The sequence below is a fragment of the Kitasatospora sp. NPDC096140 genome (assembly GCF_040303045.1).
GTDB lineage: Bacteria > Actinomycetota > Actinomycetes > Streptomycetales > Streptomycetaceae > Kitasatospora.
In genome coordinates, this window is record NZ_JBEOUW010000009.1 from 247,117 (window position 1) to 271,299 (window position 24,183).

16 protein-coding genes, 5 tRNA genes and 1 pseudogene are annotated in these 24,183 nt (G+C 74.7%); 9 read left to right on the forward strand and 13 right to left on the reverse strand.

Features of this window, described 5'->3' with window-relative positions; all coding sequences use genetic code 11:
* The first annotated feature begins 308 nt into the window (after positions 1 to 308).
* The gene (locus ABT048_RS12305; RefSeq protein WP_350521284.1) at positions 309 to 878 is read left to right on the forward strand and encodes a CGNR zinc finger domain-containing protein; all 570 of its coding nucleotides are present in this window, start codon (positions 309 to 311) and stop codon (positions 876 to 878) included.
* Positions 879 to 939: 61 nt separating this feature from the next.
* On the opposite strand, the gene ABT048_RS12310 is transcribed toward ABT048_RS12305, so the two are convergent.
* Entirely contained in the window at positions 940 to 1,395 is a 456-nt protein-coding gene (locus tag ABT048_RS12310) for a hypothetical protein (RefSeq protein ID WP_350521285.1), read from the reverse strand.
* A 110-nt stretch (positions 1,396 to 1,505) separates the two neighbouring features.
* Between ABT048_RS12310 and ABT048_RS12315 the strand changes: the two genes are divergently transcribed.
* Positions 1,506 to 2,006: a DsbA family protein gene (locus ABT048_RS12315; RefSeq protein WP_350521286.1), complete on the forward strand. Its 501-nt coding sequence runs from the start codon at positions 1,506 to 1,508 to the stop codon at positions 2,004 to 2,006.
* 7 nt (positions 2,007 to 2,013) lie between these two features.
* Here ABT048_RS12315 and ABT048_RS12320 read toward each other — a convergent pair whose 3' ends face one another.
* The 3 genes from ABT048_RS12320 to ABT048_RS12330 form a co-directional block, all read right to left on the reverse strand.
* The gene (locus ABT048_RS12320) at positions 2,014 to 2,859 is read right to left on the reverse strand and encodes a GNAT family N-acetyltransferase (RefSeq protein WP_350521287.1); all 846 of its coding nucleotides are present in this window, start codon (positions 2,857 to 2,859) and stop codon (positions 2,014 to 2,016) included.
* 80 nt (positions 2,860 to 2,939) lie between these two features.
* Positions 2,940 to 3,770, reverse strand: a complete 831-nt coding sequence (locus ABT048_RS12325) for an aminotransferase class IV (RefSeq protein WP_350521288.1) — start codon at positions 3,768 to 3,770, stop codon at positions 2,940 to 2,942.
* A 33-nt stretch (positions 3,771 to 3,803) separates the two neighbouring features.
* Entirely contained in the window at positions 3,804 to 4,865 is a 1,062-nt protein-coding gene (locus ABT048_RS12330; RefSeq protein ID WP_350521289.1) for a chorismate-binding protein, read from the reverse strand.
* Positions 4,866 to 5,216: 351 nt separating this feature from the next.
* Between ABT048_RS12330 and ABT048_RS12335 the strand changes: the two genes are divergently transcribed.
* From ABT048_RS12335 to ABT048_RS12355, 5 genes are all read left to right on the forward strand, one after another.
* Positions 5,217 to 5,289: transfer RNA gene (locus ABT048_RS12335), tRNA-Gly, on the forward strand.
* A 40-nt stretch (positions 5,290 to 5,329) separates the two neighbouring features.
* Positions 5,330 to 5,403, forward strand: a tRNA-Cys gene (locus ABT048_RS12340).
* A 34-nt stretch (positions 5,404 to 5,437) separates the two neighbouring features.
* A tRNA-Val gene (locus ABT048_RS12345) sits at positions 5,438 to 5,509 on the forward strand.
* A 44-nt stretch (positions 5,510 to 5,553) separates the two neighbouring features.
* Positions 5,554 to 5,625 (forward strand) — tRNA-Val (locus tag ABT048_RS12350).
* 41 nt (positions 5,626 to 5,666) lie between these two features.
* Positions 5,667 to 5,738, forward strand: a tRNA-Val gene (locus tag ABT048_RS12355).
* Positions 5,739 to 6,030: 292 nt separating this feature from the next.
* Here the strand turns inward: ABT048_RS12355 and ABT048_RS12360 are convergent.
* Positions 6,031 to 6,234, reverse strand: a complete 204-nt coding sequence (locus ABT048_RS12360) for a hypothetical protein (RefSeq protein WP_350521290.1) — start codon at positions 6,232 to 6,234, stop codon at positions 6,031 to 6,033.
* A gap of 407 nt (positions 6,235 to 6,641) precedes the next feature.
* Between ABT048_RS12360 and ABT048_RS12365 the strand changes: the two are divergent.
* Positions 6,642 to 7,985, forward strand: a pseudogene (locus ABT048_RS12365) (serine/threonine-protein kinase); the annotation flags it as partial.
* A 1,039-nt stretch (positions 7,986 to 9,024) separates the two neighbouring features.
* Here the strand turns inward: ABT048_RS12365 and ABT048_RS12370 are convergent.
* Entirely contained in the window at positions 9,025 to 9,837 is an 813-nt protein-coding gene (locus ABT048_RS12370) for a TrmH family RNA methyltransferase (RefSeq protein ID WP_350521291.1), read from the reverse strand.
* Between the two features lie 89 nt (positions 9,838 to 9,926).
* Between ABT048_RS12370 and ABT048_RS12375 the strand changes: the two genes are divergently transcribed.
* A complete protein-coding gene (locus ABT048_RS12375; RefSeq protein WP_502893997.1) occupies positions 9,927 to 12,671 on the forward strand; it encodes a SpoIIE family protein phosphatase in 2,745 nt (914 codons plus the stop codon).
* Between the two features lie 54 nt (positions 12,672 to 12,725).
* Here ABT048_RS12375 and cobA read toward each other — a convergent pair whose 3' ends face one another.
* The 7 genes from cobA to ABT048_RS12410 all read right to left on the reverse strand — a co-directional run bounded on the left by cobA (position 12,726) and on the right by ABT048_RS12410 (position 23,655).
* Positions 12,726 to 13,973 (reverse strand): uroporphyrinogen-III C-methyltransferase, encoded by a 1,248-nt coding sequence (gene cobA, locus ABT048_RS12380; RefSeq protein WP_350521293.1) that lies wholly within the window; start codon positions 13,971 to 13,973, stop codon positions 12,726 to 12,728.
* 106 nt (positions 13,974 to 14,079) lie between these two features.
* The gene (gene cobT / locus ABT048_RS12385) at positions 14,080 to 18,105 is read right to left on the reverse strand and encodes a nicotinate-nucleotide--dimethylbenzimidazole phosphoribosyltransferase (RefSeq protein ID WP_350521294.1); all 4,026 of its coding nucleotides are present in this window, start codon (positions 18,103 to 18,105) and stop codon (positions 14,080 to 14,082) included.
* 507 nt (positions 18,106 to 18,612) lie between these two features.
* Complete coding sequence (gene cbiE, locus ABT048_RS12390) at positions 18,613 to 19,869, reverse strand: precorrin-6y C5,15-methyltransferase (decarboxylating) subunit CbiE (RefSeq protein ID WP_350521295.1); 1,257 nt, start codon at positions 19,867 to 19,869, stop codon at positions 18,613 to 18,615.
* 243 nt (positions 19,870 to 20,112) lie between these two features.
* Entirely contained in the window at positions 20,113 to 20,778 is a 666-nt protein-coding gene (locus ABT048_RS12395) for a GNAT family N-acetyltransferase (RefSeq protein WP_350521296.1), read from the reverse strand.
* A gap of 205 nt (positions 20,779 to 20,983) precedes the next feature.
* The gene (locus tag ABT048_RS12400; RefSeq protein ID WP_350521297.1) at positions 20,984 to 21,808 is read right to left on the reverse strand and encodes a MetQ/NlpA family ABC transporter substrate-binding protein; all 825 of its coding nucleotides are present in this window, start codon (positions 21,806 to 21,808) and stop codon (positions 20,984 to 20,986) included.
* A 93-nt stretch (positions 21,809 to 21,901) separates the two neighbouring features.
* The gene (locus ABT048_RS12405) at positions 21,902 to 22,633 is read right to left on the reverse strand and encodes a methionine ABC transporter permease (RefSeq protein WP_350521298.1); all 732 of its coding nucleotides are present in this window, start codon (positions 22,631 to 22,633) and stop codon (positions 21,902 to 21,904) included.
* A complete protein-coding gene (locus tag ABT048_RS12410) occupies positions 22,630 to 23,655 on the reverse strand; it encodes a methionine ABC transporter ATP-binding protein (RefSeq protein WP_350521299.1) in 1,026 nt (341 codons plus the stop codon). The genes ABT048_RS12405 and ABT048_RS12410 overlap by 4 nt, the downstream gene beginning before the upstream one ends.
* Positions 23,656 to 24,183 lie beyond the last annotated feature (528 nt).

The following is a 24,183-nucleotide window of genomic DNA, read 5'->3' on the forward strand; positions in this document are numbered from 1 at the left end:
GGGCCCGCCCCCTCCCCCCGGGCGCGCCCCCCCCCCCCCGCGGCCGCCGGGCACGGTGGCCGGCCACCCCGTTCGGGTGGCCGGCCTCGGTGCCGGGCGTCGACGTCTTCCCGGGGTCGCACGCGGGCACGGGCTTCGAACGTCCGCCCGAGGTCCGGATCGGCGGGCGACGCCCGGTTTCGGACGCTCTGGCGGGATCCGTACACGCCTTCGAAAGAAGGCGCCGCCCTTCTGGCACAAGGCCCGGTATGGTCTGGGGTAACCGTGGACGCGGGGTATCGGAGTCCCCTGCGCGAGGAGCCCCCAACGTGCTGATCACCCATGACACCGAGTGCGCGCTGAGCATCCTCGTGGAGCTGCTCAACACCGCACCCGAGGTGTGCGGCGCCGAGCGGCTGCCGGACGTCGCCGCACTCGACGCCTTCGTGGTCCGCCAGGAGATCAGCGAGATCGACTCGCTGACCGAGGACGACCTGCGCCGGGTGCACGAGCTGCGGACCCGGCTGCGCGAGGTGTTCGGGACGGAGTCCACCGCGGAGGCCGCCGAACTGGTCAACGCCATCGTCGCGGCCGCCGGGACGACGCCCCGGCTGACCGACCACGACGGCCACGACTGGCACATCCACTACTTCGCGCCGCACGCCGCGCTCGGCGACCACCTGGCGGCCGAGCTGGGCATGGCGCTGGCCTTCATCCTCATGGCCGGCGAGCGCGAGCGGCTGCGCCGGTGCGAGGCACCCGACTGCGCCCGGGTCTTCGTGGACCTCTCCCGGAACCGCTCCCGGCGCTACTGTGACAGCCGCACCTGCGGCAACCGGCTGCACGTCGCCGCCTACCGGGCCCGGCAGCGCTCGGCCGAGGCCGTCCCCTCGTCCTGATCCACGGGCCCGTGCGGCGCCGCGGCACTCCCCGTACGGGCCCCGTGTCCGGCTCCGGCGGTCAGATGCCGCGCTTGCGGAGGATCTCCTCGATGTCGGCGAAGTCGCCGAGGCCGTCGTCGCGCTTGCCCCCGGCCGGCTTCTTCGGCGCCTTGGGGGCCGGCGCCACCGCCGGACGCTCGGGCGCCGGTCCGGCGGCCGCGGGGCGCTCCTGCGGGGCCTCGACGGCGCCCCGGCGGCCCACCCAGCGGGTGGTGACCAGCAGGACCACGGAGACGGCGAGCAGCACGACGCCGGTCCACACCCGGGGATCGAAGACCAGCTTCGCCGCCCAGTCGGTGAACGCCCGGCCGATCGTGCTCGCCAGCGGGAACAGCCCGGTCAGGTACAGCCCGGCGGGCACCAGGGCGACCGCGAACCAGCGGGTCGCGGACAGGAAGCGCCGCTTGTAGGCCCGCAGGCCCGCGACGGCCACGCCGCCCGCCGTGAGCATGAAGCTGATCGCCGCGCTCAGCACGGGGCCACCCCTTCGCGTCCGATCGTCCTGGTCATCGGTGCCTCCCTGTCGGTCCGCCCTCGGGCGCACCACCGGCCGGGGCGGGCGCCCACTAGTGGAACACTGGGGGAATGATCGATGGTTCCCTCCCCCGCCTTGAGTTCTGGTGCGACCTCCAGTGCCCGGACTGCCGTACCGCGCTGGACGACGTACGGGCGCTGCGCGCGCAGTACGGCGACGCCCTGCCCGTGGAGCTGCGGCACTTCCCGCTGGAGAAGCACAAGCACGCCTACGCGGCCGCCGAGGCGGCCGAGGAGGCGTTCGCGCAGGGGCTGGGCTGGCCGTTCGTGGAGGCGCTGCTGGCCCGGGTCGAGGAGCTGGACGCGCGGGGGCAGCAGGTGCTGCTGGACGTCGCCCGCGAGGTCGGGGCGGACGTCGAGGAGGTCGACACCGCGCTGGTCGACGGTCGGCACATGCTGACCGTCGACGCCGACCAGGCCGAGGGGAAGGCGATCGGGGTCACCGGCACGCCGACGTACGTGATCGGCGGCCTGCGCCTGGACGGCGGGCAGAGCCAGGACGGGCTGCGCGAGCGGATCGTGGCCGCCATCGAGGCGACACACGCTTCCTGACGGCACGTCAGAGCGCTTTGCCGTAGAGGCGTTCGGTGACGCCGTAGCCGAGCGAGTCGTAGAGCCGGACGGCGACCTCGTTGTCGGCGAAGACGTTGAGCCCGAGGTTGCGCACCCCGGCGGCCAGGCACTCCCGCTCGGCGAGCAGCATCAGGGTGCGGCCGTGACCGCGGCCCCGGTGGGCCGGGGACACCTCGACGACCATCACCCAGGCCAGCGGTTCGCCGTCCGGCAGGTCGCGCAGGTGGAGCGCCACCCAGATCGAGCCGTACGGCTCCGGGCCGCCGTCGGCGCCGTGGAGGCTGCGCAGGACGGCGCCCGGGGTCTCGACGCCCTGCGGGAGCAGGTTCGGCCGGGCGTCGCCGGACTTGGCGCGGGCCTGCTCCTCGGTGAGGCCGGAGGCCACGAGTGCGCGGGCGAAGCGCTCCGCTCCCCCGTCGAGCCAGCCCGGGAGCACCGCGGCCTCGATCGGGCGCACGGTCAGCCCGGTGGGCAGGGCGGGGGCTGCGTCGAGGTGCTTGGTCAGGGTCCGCATCCGCTCGGTGTAGCCGAGGGTGGCGGCGAGGGCCCGCGCCACGGGCGCCGGTTCGGGGATCCTGACGTCCACCCGGACGCAGTCCCAGTGGCGCAGCACCTCCTCGGCGGCCAGCCCGCCGAACGTCCCACGGCCCCGGCCGCGCCCTTCGGTGACCTCCAACTCCGATATCTCGCCCCAGAGTCGGCCGCCGTGCGGAGTGGCGGTGGTGCGCAGCGCGCCGACCGGGTGGCCGTTCGCCAGGATCCGCCAGCGTCTGGTGCGGCCGCCGGCCGCGGTGGGTGTCTCCGGGCCCTCGGGGCGCAGCGTGGTGGTCATGTGGTGGTCCCTTCCCCTTGCTCGGGAGGTTATCCACGGGGGCCGTCCACGCGGCCGGGTTCCGCGGCCCGGAGGCGGGATCAGGGGTCGAGGTCGTCGCCGCTGCGCTCGGCGAAGACGGACATGGCCTTGGCGGTGACGGGGCCGATGCCGGGCAGTTCGCGGTCGTCGACGCGGGTGACGGCCTGGACGTCGCGGGTGGTGGAGGTCAGGAAGACCTCCTCGGCGTCCTGGAGGGCGTCGAGCGGGAGGTCCGCCTCCTCCGCGCCGCACCAGTCGACGACGAGCCGCCGGGTGATGCCGGCCAGGCAGCCGGAGGCGAGGGCGGGCGTGAGCAGGCGGCCGCCGATGACCACGAAGACGTTGGAGCCGGTGCCCTCGCAGAGTCGGCCGGCGGTGTTGGCGAACAGGGCCTCGGAGGCGCCGACGCGGTGGGCGGCGGCCAGGGCGACGACGTTCTCCGCGTACGAGGTGGTCTTGAGGCCGGCGACGGCGCTGTGCTCGTTGCGGCGCCAGGGGACGACGGCGACGGCGGTCTCGTCGGGGCGGCGGTTGATGGCACCGAGGGCGATGACGAGGCTCGGGCCGGTGGTGCCGCGCTCGGAGCCGAGCGGGGCCTGGCCGCCGGTGTAGGTCACGCGCAGGCGGCCGAGCGGCGCGGGGTTGGCGGCGAGCACCTGGGCGCAGGCCTCGCGGACCAGGTCGTGGTCGGGGTCGGGCAGGCCGAGGCCGCGGGCGGAGCGGGTGAGCCGGTCGAGGTGGCGGGTGACCGCGAAGGCCCTGCCGTCGACGGTCTTCAGGGTCTCGAAGACGCCGTCGCCGGTGGTGAGGCCGTGGTCGAAGACGGAGACGGTGGCGTCGGCGGAGTCGACGAGGGTGCCGTTGACCCAGCTCGTGGTGCGGTTGTGCATCGAGGGCTGCTCCTCAGCGGTGGGCGGTGTGGCTCATGCCCCGGTCGGATCGGGTTCGCTTCCCGACGCTATCGCGACCAGGCGGGCGGCCTTGAGTTCGGTTTCCGCCCACTCGCGGTCGGGGTCGGAGCCCCAGGTGATGCCGGCGCCGGTGCCGAAGTGCAGGACCGGGGTGCCGGGGTCGGTCCGGTCGAGCCAGAAGGTGCGGATGCCGACGGCGAGTTCGCCCTCGCCGCGGTCGGCGTCGACCCAGCCGACGGCGCCGCAGTACGGGCCGCGCGGAGCGGTCTCCAGGGACTCGATGATCCGCAGGGCGCTGGACTTGGGGGCGCCGGTGACGGAGCCGGGCGGGAAGGTGGCGGCGAGGAGTTCGGGCCAGCCGGCGTCCTCGCGCAGGGTGCCCTCGACGGTCGAGACCAGGTGGACCAGACCGGGGTGCTTCTCGACGGCGCAGAGGTCGGGGACGGTGACGCTGCCGGTGTCGCAGACGCGGCCGAGGTCGTTGCGGACCAGGTCCACGATCATCACGTTCTCGGCGTGGTCCTTGTCGAGGAGGTCGTCCTCGGTGCGGCCGGTGCCCTTGATCGGGCCGGAGGAGACGGTGCGGCCGGTGCGGCGCAGGTAGAGCTCGGGCGAGGCCGTGGCGATCTCGACCCCGTGCTCGGGCAGCCGGATGGTGCCGGCGTAGGGGGCGGGGTTGCCGTGGGCGAGGAGGCCGGTGAGGGCGTCGATGTCGCTGAGGTCCGGGTCGGGCAGCGGCGCGGACATCACCCGGCAGAGGTTGGCCTGGTAGACCTCGCCGGCGGCGATGTGCTCGCGGATGCGGCGCACGCCCGCGGTGTAGGCGGCGCGGTCCAGGGAGCTGTGCCAGCTGCCGGCGTCCGGGCCGCGCCAGCCGGCGCCGGAGGGCGGGGCGGGGGCGGGCAGGACCCGGTCGAAGCGGGCGCAGGTGAGCCGCCCCTCGAAGTCGTAGGCGACGGCCCAGTAGCCGGCGGAGTCGAGGGCGGCCGGGTCCGAGGTGACGTCGCGCAGTCCGGTGGCCAGGCGGCCGCCGAAGCGGGCGAGCGGGGTGCTGGGGTCGGGGTGGCCGGACACGGTTCTCCTGCGCGGTGTGCTGGGCGGCGGTGTCTGAAGTGTAGGTCGGGGGGCGCGCAGCCGACCCTGGTGCGCCCCCTGTGCGACGGGGCGCGCGAGCCGGGGCTCGTGCTGCTTTCGAGCAGCTCCGGGCGTCGCGCGGGTGTGCGTCGGGTGGCCTGCGGATGATCGTCCGGGAGCACCGCAGGTGGTGGCCGGTCGGCGCCGGCACAGGCTGACGGGACGGCACTCGGCGGGCACGCCCTCGGCACGCTGCGAGAACGGATTTTTAGCTGGCCCGGGAATCCGCTAGAGTTCAACACGTCGCCAGGGAGCGCAGCCGGGAAGAACGGCGAAGGTCCTGGGAGACAGGCGGACGTGGCTCAGTTGGTAGAGCATCACCTTGCCAAGGTGAGGGTCGCGAGTTCGAATCTCGTCGTCCGCTCGATGGAGAACAGTGTAAGATCGTTCTTCATGTGTTGCCTGGTGGAGTGGCCGAGAGGCGAGGCAACGGCCTGCAAAGCCGTGTACACGGGTTCAAATCCCGTCTCCACCTCCAAGAGGATCTCCCGGTTCCACCGGGAGCCCTCCCCGCGCGATTAGCTCAGCGGGAGAGCACTACCTTGACACGGTAGGGGTCACTGGTTCAATCCCAGTATCGCGCACAGTAACGGGCCCTTCGAGGCCTGCTGCACCACTGCCTCACCAGGCGCGATTAGCTCAGCGGGAGAGCACTACCTTGACACGGTAGGGGTCACTGGTTCAATCCCAGTATCGCGCACGTCGGATCCTCCGGGGTCTGCTGCAGGACCGCCTCACCAGGCGCGATTAGCTCAGCGGGAGAGCACTACCTTGACACGGTAGGGGTCACTGGTTCAATCCCAGTATCGCGCACAGTAACGGCCGGAGCCGCGATCCACCAGGGTCGCGGCTCCGGCCTTCTGCGTTGTCCATCTGCTCTGCGGTTGCTCCGCAGCACTTCGACGGTGGCCGGACAAGAGAAGAGCCGCGTACGGACGCCCTCACCGACGTCCGTACGCGGCATCTCCGCCTGCCGGGGCGCTCTGCGCACCGCTCTCGCCCGTCCGCGAGTCACAGCGGCCGCGGCCTCCCCGGCGGCACCGCTCCCCGTCCCCAGGGGACCGGTGCCCGTTCTGTGTCCGCCCCCTAGGGGGCGGCGTCCTTCTCAGCGGCCGATCAGATCGGCGACGGCCTGGGCCTGGTTCGCCATCTGGTCCCACCCGCCGAAGAGCAGCACCAGGAGCACGGCGCACGGCAGGGCCATGGCCAGTGCCACCGCAGGGTGCCGGGTGGGCTGCTCGGTGGCGGACCGGGACTGGACGAAGGCCGGCCGACGGCGGCGGGGGTTTCCCGTGAGCTGCGGTGCCATGCCCTTGCTCCTGATCCGGTCGAGTTGGCGCGGTGAACGGCTTACCTCGGGGGACGAGCTTCCCGTCCACCGCTGGGCTCAACGCTATTGCTCGGGGGGCCCTCCGGACGTCATGCCGTCGTACTGTTCCTCGGACGTCCCGGAGGATGACGCTCGGACTTGAGGCCTACTACCGCAGGGGGAGGGAAGGTTGACCCGACCCCCGGGGGAACCCTGAGGGGCAACCCCGAGAGGCGATCCGGCACCCCTGTGACCTGCACGTCCACGCAAGATCAGACAATCGCACGGCGGCTTGAGGTGTTGCGTATCAGCACACCGCAGCAGGCAGTCCGTAAGCTGTGCCAGACAGGAACTGACGATGGCCCAACCGACGGGGCCTCACCCACAGGCTGACGGGGAACGGAAACATGGCGATGATGCGGCTGAGGCGTGAGGACCCCCGCATCGTCGGGCCGTACCGCCTGCACCGGCGACTGGGCGCCGGCGGGATGGGCGTGGTCTACCTCGGCTCCGACCGCCGCGGGCAGCGCGTCGCCCTCAAGCTGATCCGCGCCGAACTCGCCGAGGACGTGGAGTTCCGCACCCGCTTCGCCCGCGAGATCGCCGCCGCCTCCCGCATCCGGGGCGGCTGCACCGCCCGCGTGGTCGGCTCCGACATCGAAGCCGACCGGCCGTGGCTGGCCACCGCGTACGTGCCCGGGCCCTCGCTCTACAAGCGGGTCGGCGACGACGGCCCGCTGAACTGGCCCGAGGCCGCCCGGATCGGGGCCGCGCTCGCCGACGGGCTGGTCAAGGTGCACGAGGCCGGCGTGGTCCACCGGGACCTCAAGCCCTCCAACATCCTGCTCTCGCCGAAGGGCCCGCGGATCATCGACTTCGGCATCGCGTGGTCGCGCGGCGCCAGCACGCTCACCCACGTCGGCACGGCGGTCGGCTCCCCCGGCTTCCTCGCGCCCGAGCAGGTACGCGGAGCCGCCGTCACACCGGCCACCGACGTCTTCGCCTTCGGGGCCACCCTCGCGTACGCGCTCACCGGGGACACCCCGTTCGGCTCGGGAGCCTCCTCCGAGGTGATGCTGTACCGGGTCGTCCACGAGGAGCCCGACCTGTCGGCCGTACCGCCGCAGCTCGCACCGCTGATCCGCGCCTGCCTGGCCAAGGAGCCCGCCGAACGGCCCGGCGCGGCCGCGCTGCACGAGCGGCTCAGCGAGCTGGCCGCGCGCGGAGCGGCCGCCGCGGCCGCCGGCGGCGCAGCCCGCACGGCCCGGCCCGGGCGGGGGGCACCCGCGCCCGCGCCGCAGGACGGCGCCCGGCAGGGCGTCCCGGCTCCCGGGCGCTCGCCCGAACCGCCCGCCGCGGCCCGGGCCCGGGCGGCGGCGGGCCGTCCCGGTGCGCAGGTTTCCGGGGCCGGCGGGCGGCGTCCGCCGGGGGCGGGCGCACCGCTCCCCCGGCCCGAGCCGACGCCCGTGACCCGCCCGCTGCGCGCGGACCGCCCACAGACTCCGCCCCCGTACCGTCCCGGCCCCCGCGACCGGGCCCGGCCCCGGGACCGGCAGCACACCCCCGCCCCCGGCGGGCGGCCCGGCACGGCGCGGCAGCGGCTGCTGCGACAGCGGCTGGTGGTCTTCGTCACGGTGACCCTCGGGGTGGCACTGGCCATCGCGGCGGCGCAGGGGTGCGAGGACCGCGGCAACCAGGGCCTGAAGCCGCCGACCGGGGCGGTCGCGAGCGCGACTGCCGGTGCGGGCGGCGGTGGCGGCGGTGGCGGGTTGCTTTCGGTGCCGAAGTCGTCGGTGGACGTCGTCCCGCAAGCCTCGACCGCACCGCTTCCGGCCGCAGCGCGCGGCGGCACGGCGGACGGCGCCCTGACCGCCCCGCAGGGGCCGGTACCCGCGGTCGACTGGCCGAACCGCAGCTACCCCGACGGGGTCGGCGGGCCGGCCGTCGCGCTGAAGGACGGCCACTCGGTCGGGGCCGGGCCGCAGGTCGCGCTGAGCGCGGTGCTGCCGGCCCGGTACAAGGGCGTGCCGGCCGCGGTCGTGGTCCTGCGGCGGGCGGAGGGCTCGGCGCCGGTCGACCTCGTCCAGCTCTACACCTTCGCCGGGGACAACCCGGTCGCCACCACCTCCCGCACCTCGGCAGCGGACCCGCAGGCGGCGGCCACCTGGCGGCTGGACGGCAGCACGGTCGTCCGCGAGGAGCGCGTCGCCGCCACCGGAGCGGTCACCTCCACCCGCTACACCGTCCGCGCCGACGGCACCCTCGACGAGTCCTGGCCCGGCGCCCCCGGCGCCCCCGTGCCACCCCCCGCCGCCGCCCCCGCCCCACCCACGGCCGCCACAACGGGCTGACCGGGCCCGGGCGGAGCACCGGAAGTCGGATCCGCCGACTTCCGGTGACGCGGCAGGAGCTGCGCAGGCAACCGGGTCGGTGACGGCGAGCTACCCCAGGCACCACACACCGCACCCGGCGGCCAACCTCTGGAAGGCGCAGGCAACGGGCCGCGGGCGAGAGCGTGGAAAGTCGAGCCGGCCGACTTCTCATGACGCGGCAGGCGCGCGAGGCATCCGGCGGGCGGCCCTCCAGGGGCTGCGCGGGCGACGGGGGGCAGGCGGAGGCGTGGGAAGTCGGGCGGGCCGACTTCTCGTGACGCCGCCGAGCCGAGCGGGCGCAGCAGGTGACGCACCGGCCGCCCGACGAGCAGCGTCGGCCGGTGACCTGGCCCCGTGCGGGCGCACCGGAAGTCGGGCGGGCCGACTTCCGGTGGTTTGGGGCCCGCGGCGGCGGGGGTCAGGCGGTGGGGGTGGTGACGGCGTAGAAGGCCACGGCTGCGGCGGCGCCCACGTTGAGGGAGTCGATGCCGTGGGCCATGGGGATGCGGACCGGGTGGTCGGCGGCGGCGATGGCGTGGGGGGTGAGGCCGTCGCCCTCGGCGCCGAGCATGAGGGCGGCCTTGGGGAGGCGGTGCGGGGTGAGGCCCGCGAGGTCGACGGCGTCGTCCGCGGGGGTGAGGGCGAGGAGGGTGAAGCCGGCGTCGCGCACCGTGTCGAGAGCGGCCGGCCAGGGGTCGAGGCGGGCGTACGGGACCGCGAAGACGGCGCCCATCGAGACCTTGACGGCGCGCCGGTACAGCGGGTCGGCGCAGTCGGGCGAGAGCAGGACCGCTTCCATGCCGAGGGCCGCGGCGCTGCGGAAGATGGCGCCGAGGTTGGTGTGGTCGACCAGGCCTTCCAGGACCGCGACCCGGCGGGCTCCGGCGAGCACGTCGGCGGCGTCCGGAAGGGGCTTGCGCTCCATCGAGGCGAGGGCGCCGCGGTGGACGTGGTAGCCGGTGACGGCCTCGGCGAGCGCGGGCTCGACGACGTGGACGGGGGCGTCCGCCTCGGCGATGACGTCGGCCATCACGTCCAGCCACTTCGCCGTGAGCAGCATCGACCGCATCCGGTAGCCGGCGGCGAGGGCCCGGCGGATGACCTTCTCCCCCTCGGCGATGAACAGGCCTTCGGCGGGTTCGCGGCGACGGCGCAGTTCGACGTCGGTGAGGCCGGTGTAGTCGGCGAGTCGGGGGTCGGCCGGGTCGGTGATGGTGCTGGGTTCGGACACCCTGCGATCTTGCCAAGCCGGGGCGGGGAAGGCCAAACGGCCGATCGGACGGGGTGGTCCCCGGCTGGTCGGAGTGCAAATATGACCGTATGGCCCGTTATCCGGGCCGATCCCGGGCTCCGTCGGCCTCTGGCGCCACTGGCTCCGCCGGCTCCTCCGGTGGGCGCCCACACGGTCGGCCACAGCTGCCGCGCGCGATGCGGGGATGGCCGGTGTGGCACCGGTCGCTGGCGGGACAGGTGTTCGCACTGCAGATCCTGGTCGTGCTGCTCCTGGTGGCGGCCGCCGTGGTGGCGCTGGTGGTGCAGTCGCACAGGGACGCCGACAACGAGGCGCGGAACCGGTCGGTGGCGGTCGCCCAGACCTTCGCGAACTCACCGGGCATGGTCGAGGCGCTCCGCTCCCCCGATCCGACCGCGATCCTCCAGCCGAAGGCGCAGTCCGCGCGGGTCGGCTCGGGCGTGGACTTCATCGTCGTCCTGAACAACCAGGGCATCCGCTACACCCACCCGAACCCGGCCCGGATCGGCCAGAAGTTCGTCGGCGACTACGAGCCCGCGCTGCAAGGCCAGGTGGTGACCGAACACGTCACGGGCACGCTCGGCCCGCTGGTGCAGGCGGTGGTCCCGGTGTACGCGCCGGACGGCCAGGTGGTCGGGCTGGTCTCGGCGGGCGTCACGCTGGCGAACGTCAGCACGGCGAGCGAGCGTCAGCTGCCGGTGGTGCTGGGCGCGGCGGCCGGCGCGATCGGCCTGGCCACGCTCGGGACGGCGCTGATCAGCCGTCGGCTGCGGCGGCAGACGCGCGGGCTGGGCCCGATCGAGATGACCCGGATGTACGAGCACCACGCAGCCGTGCTGCACGCGGTGCGCGAGGGCGTCATGATCGTCGGCGGGGACGGGCGGCTGCTGCTCTGCAACGACGAGGCGCGCCGGCTGCTGGACCTGCCACCGGACGCCGAGGGCCGTCCGGTGACGGAGCTGGGTCTGGAGCAGGCCCCGCTGGCGCTGTTGACGGCCAACCGCCAGGTGACCGACCAGGTGGTACTGGCCGGGGAGCGGCTGCTGGCGGTGAACGTCCGGCTGACCGACCAGGCCCCCGACGGCCCGCCCGGCTGCGTCGCCACGCTGCGCGACTCGACCGAGCTGCTGGCGCTGTCCGGCCGGGCCGAGCGCGCGCAGCGGCGGCTGCGGCTGCTGTACGACGCCGGCGTGACGGTGGGCAGCACGCTGGACGTGACGCGGACGGCGGAGGAGCTGGCGCAGGTCGCGGTGCCGCGGTTCGCGGACTTCGTCACGGTGGACCTCGCGGAGCAGGTCCTGGTGGGCGAGGAGCCGCCGGCCGGCACCTCGCTGGGGCGGATGCGGCGGGCGGCGGTCCAGGGCGTCCGGGACGACGCGCCGTTCTACCCGGTCGGCACGGTGCTGGACGTCGTGCCCGCGACCCCGCTGGCCGGGGCGCTGCACAGCGGGGAGCCGGGCCTGGAGCCGAACCTGGCGGAGGCCCGGCGGTGGCGGGACCAGGACCCGGAGCGGTCGGCGCGGGTGCTGGAGTACGGGGTGCACTCGCTGGTCCGGGTGCCGCTGCGGGCGCGCGGGGTGCTGCTGGGGGTGGTCCGGTTCTGGCGGGCGCAGCGGGCGGAGGCGTTCGAGACGGACGACCTGGCACTGGCCGAGGAGCTGGTGTCGCACGCGGCGGTGTGCATCGACAACGCCCGGCGCTACACCCGGGAGCACGCGATGGCGGTGACGCTGCAGCACAGCCTGCTGCCGCGCACCCTGCCGGCCCAGAACGCGCTGGAGGTGGCGCACCGCTACCTGCCGGCCCAGGCCGGGGTGGGCGGGGACTGGTTCGACGTGATCCCGCTGCCGGGCGCCCGGGTGGCCCTGGTGGTCGGGGACGTGGTGGGGCACGGGCTGCACGCGGCGGCGACGATGGGCCGGCTGCGCACCGCGATCCACAACTTCTCGACCCTGGACCTGCCGCCGGACGAGCTGCTGGGGCACCTGGACGAGCTGGTGAACCGGATCGACCAGGACGAGGCGGCGAGCGGGGAGCACGCGGGGCTGACCGGGGCGACCTGTCTGTACGCGATCTACGACCCGGTGTCGCGGCGGTGCACGCTGGCCACCGCCGGGCACCCGCCGCCTGCCGTGGTGGATCCGCAGGGCCGGGTGGTGTTCCCCGAGCTGCCGACCGGGCCGCCGCTCGGGCTGGCGGTGCTGCCGTTCGAGACCGCCGAGCTGGAGCTGGCGGAGGGCAGCCGGCTGGTGCTGTACACGGACGGGCTGGTCGAGGACCGCAGCCGGGACATCGACGAGGGGCTGGACCTGCTGCGGACGGCGCTGACCGGCCCGCCGCGCACCCCCGAGCAGACCTGCGCGGACGTGCTCGGGGCGATGCTGCCGTCGCACCCGCAGGACGACATCGCGCTGTTGGTGGCGCAGACCAGGGTGCTGGCCTCGGACCACGTGGCGGAGTGGGACGTGCCGTCCGACCCGGCCGCGGTGGGTGCCGTGCGGGGCGAGGTGGCCCGGCGGCTGGAGGCCTGGGGGCTGGACGAGGCCGCGTTCGTCACCGAGCTGATCCTGAGCGAGCTGGTGACCAACGCGATCCGGTACGGCTCGGGGCCGATCCGGGTGCGGCTGCTCCGGGACCGTGCGCTGATCTGCGAGGTGTCGGACGGCAGCAGCACCTCGCCGCACCTGCGGTACGCGGCGACCGAGGACGAGGGCGGGCGCGGGCTGTTCCTGGTCGCCCAGTTCGCGGACCGCTGGGGGACGCGCTACACGGCGACCGGGAAGGTCATCTGGACGGAGCAGCCGCTGGAGTAGGAAGTCGGCCGGGCCGACTTCCCACTCCGCGGGCCGGGCACTCCGGGAACGGACCTACCGCGGGAAGGCGGCGGCCAGGACGTTGACGACGTCACCGACGACGATGACCGCCGGGGGCTTGACGCCCTCGGCCTCGACCACGGCGGAGACGGTGCCCAGGGTGGCGTCGACCCGGCGCTGGGCGGCGGTCGTGCCCTCCTGGACGATCGCGACCGGGGTGTCCGCCGGGCGGCCGTACTCGACCAGCCGGGCGGCGATCGCGCCGATCTTGTCCACGGCCATCAGCAGCACCAGGGTGCCGCTCATCTTCGCGGCGGCCTCCCAGTTGGTGAGGGAGCGCTCGTCGTCCGGGCCGACGTGGCCGGAGATCACGGTGAACTCGTGGGTCATGCCGCGGTGGGTGACCGGGACGCCCGCTGCGGCGGGGACGCTGATCGAGCTGGAGATCCCGGGCACGACGGTGACCGGCAGGCCCGCCTCGGCGCAGGCCAGCAGCTCCTCGCCGCCACGTCCGAAGACGTACGGGTCGCCACCCTTGAGGCGGACGACGAACTTGCCGGCCTTGGCGTGCTCGATGAGGGTCCGGTTGATCGCCTCCTGGGCCATGAACCGGCCGTACGGGATCTTGGAGGCGTCGATCACCTCGACGTGCTCGGGCAGCTCGGCGAGCAGTTCGCGCGGGGCGAGGCGGTCGGTGACCACCACGTCGGCGTCCGCGAGGAGGCGGCGGCCGCGCACGGTGATCAGGTCCGGGTCGCCGGGGCCGCCGCCGACCAGGGCGACGCCGGCGCCGTGCGAGCGGTACTGGCGGGCGGCCAGCGAGCCGTCCCGCAGGCCGTCCACGATGGCGTCGCGCAGGGCGGCGGAATGGCGCGGGTCGCCGGTGAGGACGGCCACGGTGGCGCCCGCGTCGCGGCCGCTGGCCGGGGTCCAGGCGGTGGCGGCGGAGGCGTCGTCGCTGCGGGAGCAGAACACCCGGTCGCGCTCGGCCTCGGCGCTGACCGCCGCGTTGACGGCCGGGTCGTCGGTGGCGACCAGGACGTACCAGGCGTCGGCCAGGTCGCCGTCCCGGTACGGGCGGGCGTGCCAGGTGAGCTCGCCGGCGTCGGCCATCGCCTGGACGGCCGGGGTGGTGGCCGGCGATATCAGGTGCAGCTCGGCCCCCGTGGCGATCAGTGCCGGCAGCCGCCGCTGGGCGACCTGGCCGCCACCGACCACGACGACGCGGCGGCCGGCCAGCAGCAGGCCGACCGGGTAGGGGGTTCGGCCCTCGGTGCTCGGGTGCGGGGTGGGCGCGGTCATCGGCGGGGCTCCTGATCGGGGTGAGGGTGTGGGGACGGTACGGCGAGACGCCGCTCCGCGGGCCGGCGCGCCCTCGGGCCGGTCCGCGGAGCGGTGCGAGTGTGCGTCAGGCCTTCTCGGTGACCCCGGCGGAGTCGAAGGTGGCTACATCGTGCATCGCCCGGGCCGCGCTCTGCACCAGCGGCAGGGCCAGCAGGGCACCGGTGCCCTCGCCGAGCCGCAGGTCCAGGTCGATCAGCGGACGCAGACCGAGCTTCGCCAGCGCGGCCTGGTGCCCGGGCTCGGCGGAGCGGTGCCCGGCGATGCAGGCGGCCAGCACCTCGGGGGCGATCGCCTTGGCGGCCAGGGCGGCCGAACCGGCGATGACACCGTCCAGCACCACCGGGGTGCGCAGCGAGGCCGCGCCCAGCAGGAAGCCGGCGATGGCCGCGTGCTCCAGGCCTCCGACGGCGGCGAGGACACCGATCGGGTCGCTCGGGTCGGGCTGGTGGAGGGCCAGCGCGGCGCGGATGACCTCGATCTTGCGGGCGTGGGTCTCGTCGTCGATGCCGGTGCCGCGGCCGGTGACCTCGGCCGGGTCGAGGCCGGTGAACACCGAGATCAGGGCGGCCGAGGCGGTGGTGTTGGCGATGCCCATGTCGCCGGTGACCAGCGCCTTGTTGCCCGCCGCGACCAGGTCACGGGCGGTCTCGATGCCGACCTCGACGGCCTGGAGGACCTCCTCGCGGGTCATCGCCGGGCCCTGGGTCATGTCGGCGGTGCCGGGGCGGATCTTGCGCGGCAGCAGGCCGGTGGCGCGGCCCTGCTGGACGGCCTCCGGCAGCTCGGCGGCCACGCCGACGTCGACCACGCAGACCTCGGTGCCGATCTGCTTCGCGAAGGAGTTGATCACCGCTCCCCCGGCCAGGAAGTTGCCGACCATCTGGGCGGTCACCTCCTGCGGCCAGGGGCTGACGCCCTGGGCGTGCACGCCGTGGTCGCCGGCGAAGATCGCCACGCAGGCGGGCTCCGGGATCGGCGGCGGGCACTTGCGGGACAGGCCGCACAGCTGGGCGGAGATGATCTCCAGCATGCCGAGCGAACCGGCCGGCTTGGTCATCCGCTTCTGGCGGTCCCAGGCCTCGCCGAGCGCCTTGGCGTCCAGCGGGCGGATGCCGCGCAGGGTCTCGGCGAGCAGGCTCTGCGGCTCCTCGCCGGGCAGCGCGCGGTTGCCGTACTGCTCCTCGTGGACGACCCAGGACAGCGGGCGCTTCTTGGCCCAGCCCTGCTGCTCCAGCTCGGGCTCGTCCGGGAAGGAGTCGACGAAGCCGACGCACAGGTAGGCCACGACCTCCAGGTGCTCGGGCAGGCCGAGCTCGCGGACCAGCTCCTCGTCGTCGAAGAAGCTCACCCAGCCGACGCCCAGGCCCTCGGCGCGGGCGGCCAGCCAGAGGTTCTCGACGGCCAGGGCGGCCGAGTACGGGGCCATCTGGGGCTGGCTGTGCCGGCCGAGGGTGTGCCGGCCGCCGCGGGTGCGGTCGGCGGTCACCACGATGTTGACCGGGGTTTCGAGGATGGCCTCGATCTTGATTTCCTTGAACTGCTTGGCCCGGCCCTTGGGCAGCGAGTCCGCGTACGCCTCGCGCTGGCGCTCGGCCAGGGCGTGCATCTTCTTGCGGGTCTTGCGCGAGCGGATCACCACGAAGTCCCAGGGCTGCGAGTAGCCGACGCTGGGCGCGGTGTGCGCGGCCTCCAGGACGCGGATCAGCACCTCGTGCGGGATCGGGTCCGAGCGGAAGCCGTTGCGGATGTCGCGGCGCTCGCGGATCACCTGGTGGACGGCGTCGCGACCGGCCTCGTCGTAGCCCGGGGCGGCCGGGCCGCGCGGCTCGGCGGGCTCCTCGGGCTGCGGCTCCTCGGCGGCGGGCTGCTCGGCGGCGGCCTGCTCCTCCGCGGCGGGCTGGTCGGCGGGCTGGTCGACGGCGACCGGCTGCTCGGCCTGCGGCTCCTCGGTGACGGCGGTCTCGGGGGCCTGCTCGACGGTCTCGACGGCTGCGTCGGCGGGCGCCTCGGCCGGGGCCTGGGCCTGCTCGGCGACCGGCTCGGCGGCGGCCTGGGCCTGCTCGGCGACGGCCTCCGGCGCGACCGCAGCGGCTTCGGCGGCCTCCGCGCCCTGGGCGGGCTCGGCGGCGGGAGCAGAAGCCTCGGCGGCCTCGGCAGCGGGCTGCTGCTCCGGCTCCTGCGCGGCGGCTTCGGCGGGCTGCGCGGCCTCGCCCGCGGCGGCGGACTCGGCGGTGGCGGACTCCGCGGTGGCAGGCTCGGCGGTGGTCGCGGCTGCGGTGTCACCCGCGGCCTCGGCCTGGACCTGCTCGGTGACACCCTCGGCGGGAGCCTCGGCCGGCACCTGGGCCTGCTCGGCGACCGGCTCGGCAGGGGCCTCCGCCGGAGTCCCGGCCTGCGTCTCGGCCGGGGCCTGGGCCGGCGCGGCCTCCTGCTGCTCCGGCTGCTCGGCCTCGGCGGCAGTTTCGTCGACGGCCTCGGTGACGACCTCGGTGACGGTCTCGGCGCCGGCCTCGCTGACGGCCTGCCCGGACGGCATCTCACCGGTGCCCGCGGCGGTCTCGGCGACCGGCTCGGCGACGGCCTCCGGCGCGATCGCAGCGGCCTCGACGGCCTGCGGCGCGACGGCCTCGGCGGCCTCCGCGCCCTGGGCGGGCTCGGCGACGGGAGCGGCCTGGGCGGTCTCGCCGCCTTCGACGGCCTGCGGCGCGTCGGCGGCCACTATGGGCACGGACTGCTGCGGGGCCGCCTCCTCGACCGCCGGCCCCTGGGCCGCCTCGACCTTGGGCAGGCCGTGCGGGGTGGGTGCGGCGAGGAAGGCGGAGATCCGGCGCGGCTGACCGGCCGGAGCCGCGGCCTCGGCCCCGGCCTGCTCGACTGCACCCTCGACGGCGATGGACTGGACGGCGACGGACTCGGCAGCGACCGGCTCCACCATCACCGACTCGACCGCGACCGACTCGACCGCGACGGACTCGACGGCGACCGCAGCGACGGCGGCCTCGGCCTGGGCCTGCTCGGCGACCGGCTCGACCACGACGGCCTGCGGCGCGACGGACGCGGCCGCCACGACGGCCTCGGGCGCCGCCACGGCCTGCGCGGCCTGCGCGGCCTGGGCACCCTCGACGACCGGGGCGGCCTGAACGGCCTCCGGCGTCTCGACGACCTCGATCACCTCGATCGCCCCGACCGTCTCGACGGCGAACACGCCCTCGACCGGCTGCGAGTCCAGCGGCACCTGGAGCGGCTGCTGGACGTCCGGGGCGAGCGGCAGCTGCTGACCGTCCGCCACCGGAGCACCCGGGACCAGCGGAACGACCGGCGGCACCGGCGCCGCCGGAGCGGCGTGCGGCACGGCGGCCGGAGCCTGGAAGGCGGCCTCGGCCATCGGCGGCCGGCCGACGACCGGGATGCCGTGCGCGGGCGTGCCGCCCTGCGACGGGCCGCGGTCGGCCAGCGAACGGACCGGGACCTGACCGGTCATCAGCGACGGGTCCGGGATCGGCGGCCCGGCGTGCAGCGGGCGGCGCGGCGGCTGAGCCTGCGTCATCGGCTGCTGCATCTGCTGCTGCAGCTGGACGGGCTGCTGCTGGACCTGCTCGGCGCCGGGCACCGGCGGGTCCACCGGCGGCCAGGACGGCTCGACCGGGGTGCCGTCCTGCTGCGGCGCGAGCGGCATCTGCTCGGCGGGGACGGCCGCCATCGGCTCGCCCCAGGAGCCCTGCGGGCCGGGCATCAGCAGCACGTCGTCATCGTCGTCCAGGCCGTCCGGCGAGTCGGGCTGGTCGAGGAAGTGGAAGGCCGGGCGCGGGGCGCCCTGGTCGACGCCCCACCCCTCGCCGGGGAGACCGGGCGCCGGCACGCCGGGGACGGCGTAGCCGGGCTGTCCCTGCGGCGGGATGGTGCCCATGCCCGGCATCGCGCCGGGCATGCCGCCGACCGGGGCCGCCGGGTTCGGGATCATTCCGCCGTCCGTCGCGACGCCCTGCAGAGGTGCAACGCCCGCGACGCCCTCCGGTCCGCCGAGCGGGTCAGGCCCGGCGTGCAGGTGCTCCGGCAGTCCCTCGCCCGGGACGTGGCCGCCATCGGTCATTGTCAAAGCTCCTTCCAGGCCGCTGCCGCGCCCTTGGCGACACGATCACCGATCGCAGCGCCCATCCGCACGGGCCGGGCCTGCACCGACCCGCCCCTCAACCACACGCGGCCGCCGCGCCGTAGCGCTGCGGCCCAAGTCCTTCCGGCGCGCTGCGGCACCCCGGCCCGGTGCACCGCCCGCACGGGGCGACGCATCGTCTGAAACAACGACAACCCGGAGCAACCGGCACGACCGCACCGGACCCTACGGCATTCTCCAGGTCCGGCACGAAGCTCGTCGAATTGCCCACACTCCGAGCGGAACCGGCCTGCACCACGTCAAAAAGGTGACAAACCGACCGAATCGGGTGGGTCGCCGACCGCTGCAGCCGCCCAGGACGTCACACTACCGGCCCGGCGCGGTCACCTCTCGAATCAGTGTCCGGATGCGACCTGGATCACCGTCCGCGCCGTGCGCGGACCACCGCCCGCGCGACCGCCGCGCCCCGGCGCACGCCCGAGGCCTTCACACGATCTGCTCACCCCAGAGCACCAGTGCGCCGGTGCCGCCCGCCCCCAGTTCCAGCTCGCCGCCCTCGCCCGCGGACCGCAGCGGGGTCGACTGGAGCAGCGCGCCGTCCGCCCGGTAGCCGGCCCCGTCGATCGCCCGGCGGATCTCCTCCGCCTCGGCGAAGGTCCGGGCCAGGGCGACGAAGCGCGCCGGCTTGCGGGCCAGCACCGCGCGCACCACCTCCGGTCCGCCGGACTCCACCACCGCCGCGTCCGGCTCCGGCAGGCCGCCGAACACCTCGGGACCGCTGCCGTACACGGCCTCCACCTCGACGCCGTACCGGCGGGCGTTGACGGCCAGCCGGGCACAGGCCGAACGGGAGCCCTCGACCGCGACCACGGCGGCGCCGAACCGGGCCGCCTCCACCGCGAGGGCGCCGCTGCCCGCGCCGACCGACCAGACCAGGTCCCCGGGACGTGCACCCAGACGGGCCAGCACCAGGGCGCGTACGTGCGCGGGGAGCTCCTCCGACGCGCCGGTCCCACCACCCGTGCGCCCGGCGCCCGCGTAGGCATCACCGGGGAGCGCCCAGCCGCGCTCCGCGCCGGGGTAGCCGACCGGGCGCCCGGCCAGCCAGCCGGCCGCCTGGTCCACCGCGGCGGCCTGGGCGCCGCCGCCGATCACCAGCACCACGTTGGGGTCGCGCCACACGTGGTCGGCGATCCGGTCGGAGGTGAGGACGGTGACGTCCTCGTCCGGGGTCCCGAGGGCCTCGCAGACCACGAAGGTCCGGTGCACCCCGCGCAGCATCAGGGCGAGTTCGGCGGGCCCGGCGCCCGGGGCGGTCAACACCGCGACCTTGGGGTGGGCCCGGCAGATGTTGGCCGCGCGGCGCAGCCGGCCGCCGTGCGCGCTGACCACCTGGGCGTCCTCCCAGGGCATGCCGGCCCGGGCGAAGGCGGTGGCGACGGAGGAGACGGCGGGCAGGACCTCCAGTTCGAGGCCGTACTCGGGGCGGCGCAGGGTGCGCACCACGCCGAAGAAACCCGGGTCGCCCTCGGCGACCACGACGGCGGCGCCGCGGTGCTCGGCGATCCGGCGGGCCGCCTGCCGGATGTCGCCGAGGGCGATCCGCTCGGCGGCGTCCGGCACCGGGAGGGCGCTCAGTTGGTAAGGAGCTCCGGCCACCAGGGTCGCCGCGGCGAGGGCCGCACCGGCGGCCTCGGTCAGCGGCGTGCCGTCCCACCCGATGACCGTGATCCGGTCAGCCATCTGCGGCCGTTCTCCCTCGACTCGGTGCGCCACTCGGTGCGCCGCGGTGCGCGGTGGTGCGGCGCCGGTCAGAGGCTACCGGGTGTGATCCCCCGGAGGCGGACATCTCGTACACATGTCCGTGGCGAGCGGGTGACCGGCGGCTGTCCGGCCGGGCGGGGCCCATCGCGCCCGGTCCGACCCGGCGCGGTCCGGCAGCGCGCGGTCCGACCGGGCAGGTCCGGCGGCCCCGGTGCCACGGGTTCAGTCGCGCAGCACGTAGCGGCGGTCGCCGTGCCAGCCGTCCCGGTGCAGCTCGGGCGACTCCAGGTCCTCCGGGAGCAGGCTCCAGAGGATGAGGTCGCTGCGGCTCTCTCCCCCGGCCCGGCGGCCGGACGGCACCCCCACCACGACCTCGCCGGGCTCGTCGCGCACTATCCAGGCGCTGCGCAGCACGCCCTCGCTGATCGCACCGATCTTCCCGGCGACCTGCTGGGCGGCGGTGTTCCCCGCGGCGGTGCGCATCTCCAGGCGCAGGAAGCCGCGGTCCTCGAACAGCCACTGGGCGACCCCGAGGACGGCCTCCGGGGCGTAGCCCTCGCCGCGCGCCCAGGAGGCGGTGACGTAGGAGATCTCGGTGCTGCGCAGCCGCCAGTCGGTGTTGCGCAGTTCGACCAGGCCGACCAGGCGCTGGGTCAGGTGTTCCGTGACGGCGAAGACGATGCCGCGCCCGGCGGCCCGGTGGGCGGGGGCGAGGGTGCGGGCGAGCTCGGCGGCGTACGCCTCGGTGAAGGGCTGCGGGAGGTCGGTCCAGGCCAGGACGAGGTCATCGGCCATCATCGTGGAGAGGCCGGGGGCGTCGTCCTCCGCAAGGGGACGCAACAGCAACCGTTCGGTGCTGATGGCGGTCTCGGGGAAGCTCGCTGCCATGCCGTCTCTCCTCGCCGGGTCGTGAACACAACACCGTACGCCTCCGTCGCACTCCGGGTACCACGCGGTGCGCCGCGCGCACGACGGTACGTCAGAACGCGGTCGCCCGAAGGTGTCCCTGGTGCATACTGCCCGACCGGGCCCCCGCCGAGGTGCGGCGGGGGCCCGGTCGGGCGTGGGGGGCGTACGGCGGCGGTACGACGGATCAGAACGCCGGGACGACCGAGCCCTGGAAGGTGTCCTCGATGTACTTCTTGACCTCGTCGGAGTGCAGCAGCTCGGCCAGCTTCTTGACCCGCGGGTCGTTCTCCTTGCCCTTCTTGACGGCGAGGATGTTGGCGTACGGGTTGCCCTCGGCCTTCTCCAGCACCAGCGCGTCGGTGGCGGGCTTGAGGCCGGAGTCCAGCGCGTAGTTGCCGTTGATGACGGCGGCGTCGACGTCGGCGATGGAGCGGGGCAGCTGGGCGGCCTCCAGCTCCTTCCACTTGAGGTTCTTCGGGTTGCCGGTCACGTCGGCCGGGGTGGCGGCGGTGCCGGCGCCGTCCTTGAGGGTGATCAGCTTGTTGTCGGCGAGCAGCTTGAGCGCGCGGCCCTCGTTGGTGGCGTCGTTGGGCAGGCCGATGGTGGCACCGTCCGGGAGGTCGGTGATCGACTTGACCTTCTTGGAGTAGACGCCGAGCGGCTCCAGGTGCACGGTCCCGACCGAGACGACGTCCGTGCCGCGCTTCTTGTTGAAGTCCTCCAGGTACGGGACGTGCTGGAAGTAGTTGGCGTCGGCCGAACCGTCCTGCACCGCCGTGTTGGGGGTCACGTAGTCGGTGACCTCCTTGATGTCCAGCTTGAGGCCGGCCTTCTCCGCGAGGTTGTCCTTGACGAACTTGAGGATCTGCCCGTGCGGGGTGGGGCTGGCGACGACCTTGAGCGGCGCGTTCGGGTCCGAGGAGGACGAGCCCGAGCTGCTGCAGGCGGCCACCGAGAGGGCGAGGCCGGCGGTGGCGAGGACACTGGTGAACTTCACAACGTTGCGCACGAAAAGTGCCTTTCTGCGTGATACGGGGAGCCGCGCCCGGGGATCGGACGTGGGAGGTCTGGGAGGCGACGAGGCCTAGGAGGCGACGGGGGCCTAGGAGGCGACGAGGTCCTCGTCGGCGGTGGCGGCGCCGGGGAGGCGCAGCAGGCGGGTCCGGCCTCCGCCGTGGCCGCGGTCGGCCAGGCGGCGCACGAGGTAGTCGCCGGCCAGCTGGACGGCGGTGACGATGAGCGCGATCTCGGCGACGATGATCCACATGAAGGCGGTCTCGAAGCGCAGGTAGCCGTACCGGTAGGCGAGGTCGCCGAGGCCGCCGCCGCCGACGGTGCCGGCCATCGCGGAGTAGCCGATCAGCGCGATGACGGTGGTGGTGACGGAGGCCACGATGCCGGGAAGGGCCTCGGGGACGAAGGTCTTGCGGACGAGCGTCCAGGTGCCGCCGCCCATCGCCTGCACGGCCTCGACCAGGCCGCGGTCGACCTCGCGGACGTTGGTCTCGACGAGCCGGGCGAAGAAGGGGATCGCGCCGACGGTCAGCGGCACGGTGGCGGCCTGCCAGCCGAGCGAGTTGCCGGTCAGCCAGCGGGTGAAGGAGATCAGCGCGATCATCAGGATGATGAACGGCAGCGAGCGCGCGAGGTTCACGATCGCGCCGAGCACCTTGTTCACCGGCTGGTTCTGGAGCGCCCCGCCCTTGGACGTGAGCACCAGCAGGACGCCGAGCGGCAGGCCGAGCAGCACGGTGAAGACCGTGGACACGCCGACCATCTGGAAGGTCTCCACCGTGGCGGGCCTCATCAGGGCCCACATCTCGTCCCAGGTCATGCCACCGCTCCTTCCGCCGCGCCGATCACGTCCACCTGCAGGCCCTGCTCGCGCAGGTAGCCGATCGGCACCACGTTGTCCTGGTGCCCGCCGGTCAGCTCGACCCGCATCCGCCCGACCATCCGGCCGCCGATGGTCTCCACCGCGGCGCCGAGGATGTTGATGTCGATCTGGTAGGTGCGGGCCAGCTGGGAGACGAACGGCTGGGCCGAGGTGTCGCCCTGGAAGGTGATCTCCAGCACGGTGGAGCCGGGGTGGCCGGTGCCGAACTCGCTGAGCGGGAACAGCTCGCGGGCCAGCTCGGAGCGGGGCTCGGCGAGCAGGTCGGTCAGCGCGCCGGACTCGACCACCTTGCCGCCGCGCATCAGGGCGGCGGAGTCGCAGACGGACTTGATGACGTCCATCTCGTGGGTGATCAGCAGGACGGTGAGGCCGAGCTGCTGGTTGAGCTCGCGCAGCAGGTTGAGGATCGAGCGGGTGGTCTCCGGGTCGAGCGCCGAGGTGGCCTCGTCGGAGAGCAGCACCTTGGGGTCGCCAGCCAGGGCGCGGGCGATGCCGACGCGCTGCTTCTGGCCGCCGGACAGCTGGTTGGGGTAGCTGCGGGCCTTGTCGCCGAGGCCGACCAGGTCGAGCAGTTCGGCGGCCTTGCGGCGGCGCTGGGTGCGGTCCAGACCGATGATCTCCAGCGGGAGTTCGACGTTCTGCTGCACCGTCCGCGAGGACAGCAGGTTGAAGTGCTGGAAGACCATGCCGATCCGGCGGCGCGCCTCGCGCAGTTCCCGTCCGGCCCGGTTCTCGCCGCCGGGCAGCGCGGTGAGCTCGACCCCGTCCACGGTGACGGTGCCGGAGGTCGGGCGCTCCAGCATGTTCACGCAGCGGATGAGGGTGGACTTGCCGGCACCGCTGGTGCCGACGACGCCGTAGACCTCGCCCGGGCGGACGTGCAGGTCGACACCGGCGAGGGCGGTCACCTCGCGGCCTCGGGAGCGGTAGACCTTCGTGAGGTCCGTGGTGGTGATCACAGCTGCTTCCGTGGGTCGGGGGCGGGCGGCACGGGTCGACCGCCCGACCGGGTTCCGGTCGGCGGTTTCCTGCGGCGCTCCGCCGGGGGGATCCGGACCTGACGCCCTCGGTCGTGGCCGCCGAGCGGCCGGGACGCGCGACGGCGCGGCCCTCACGAGTCACCGGCACCCGCGAGTGGGCGGGCACGGCAAGGGAAGGGGTCCGGGAGGATGGGCGCGCTCACACGGGCGGGAGCGGCGCCGAGTCTCGCTTCGGGGCGCGAGGGGAGGCACCCGTACGGGGGTGCCGGGGGCGGTGGCCCTCAGCAGTGACACATTCGACGGCACATGGCACGCTCACCTGCCGGCAGCGTGCCGGTGGGGGTGCAGTTCGTCGTCGCAGTCATGTGAGCCAGTAAAACAGATGGTTCGGGGTACGCCCAATTATTTGGCGGGGGGGGGGGGGCGCCGCGGTGGACGCCCCCCCCCCGCACACCGAACAACAAACGAGGAGCCCCCCCGCCGACCCCCCGGGGGGGGGGGCGCGGC

Coding starts and splice junctions, on each gene's coding strand:
- cbiE (WP_350521295.1), bottom strand. CDS start 19,869: ATGGCTGACCGGATCACGGTCATCGGGTGGGACGGCACGCCGCTGACC.
- ABT048_RS12405 (WP_350521298.1), bottom strand. CDS start 22,633: ATGACCTGGGACGAGATGTGGGCCCTGATGAGGCCCGCCACGGTGGAG.
- ABT048_RS12315 (WP_350521286.1), top strand. CDS start 1,506: ATGATCGATGGTTCCCTCCCCCGCCTTGAGTTCTGGTGCGACCTCCAG.
- ABT048_RS12360 (WP_350521290.1), bottom strand. CDS start 6,234: ATGGCACCGCAGCTCACGGGAAACCCCCGCCGCCGTCGGCCGGCCTTC.
- cobA (WP_350521293.1), bottom strand. CDS start 13,973: ATGACCGCGCCCACCCCGCACCCGAGCACCGAGGGCCGAACCCCCTAC.
- cobT (WP_350521294.1), bottom strand. CDS start 18,105: ATGACCGATGGCGGCCACGTCCCGGGCGAGGGACTGCCGGAGCACCTG.
- ABT048_RS12320 (WP_350521287.1), bottom strand. CDS start 2,859: ATGACCACCACGCTGCGCCCCGAGGGCCCGGAGACACCCACCGCGGCC.
- ABT048_RS12375 (WP_502893997.1), top strand. CDS start 9,927: ATGGCCCGTTATCCGGGCCGATCCCGGGCTCCGTCGGCCTCTGGCGCC.
- ABT048_RS12395 (WP_350521296.1), bottom strand. CDS start 20,778: ATGGCAGCGAGCTTCCCCGAGACCGCCATCAGCACCGAACGGTTGCTG.
- ABT048_RS12325 (WP_350521288.1), bottom strand. CDS start 3,770: ATGCACAACCGCACCACGAGCTGGGTCAACGGCACCCTCGTCGACTCC.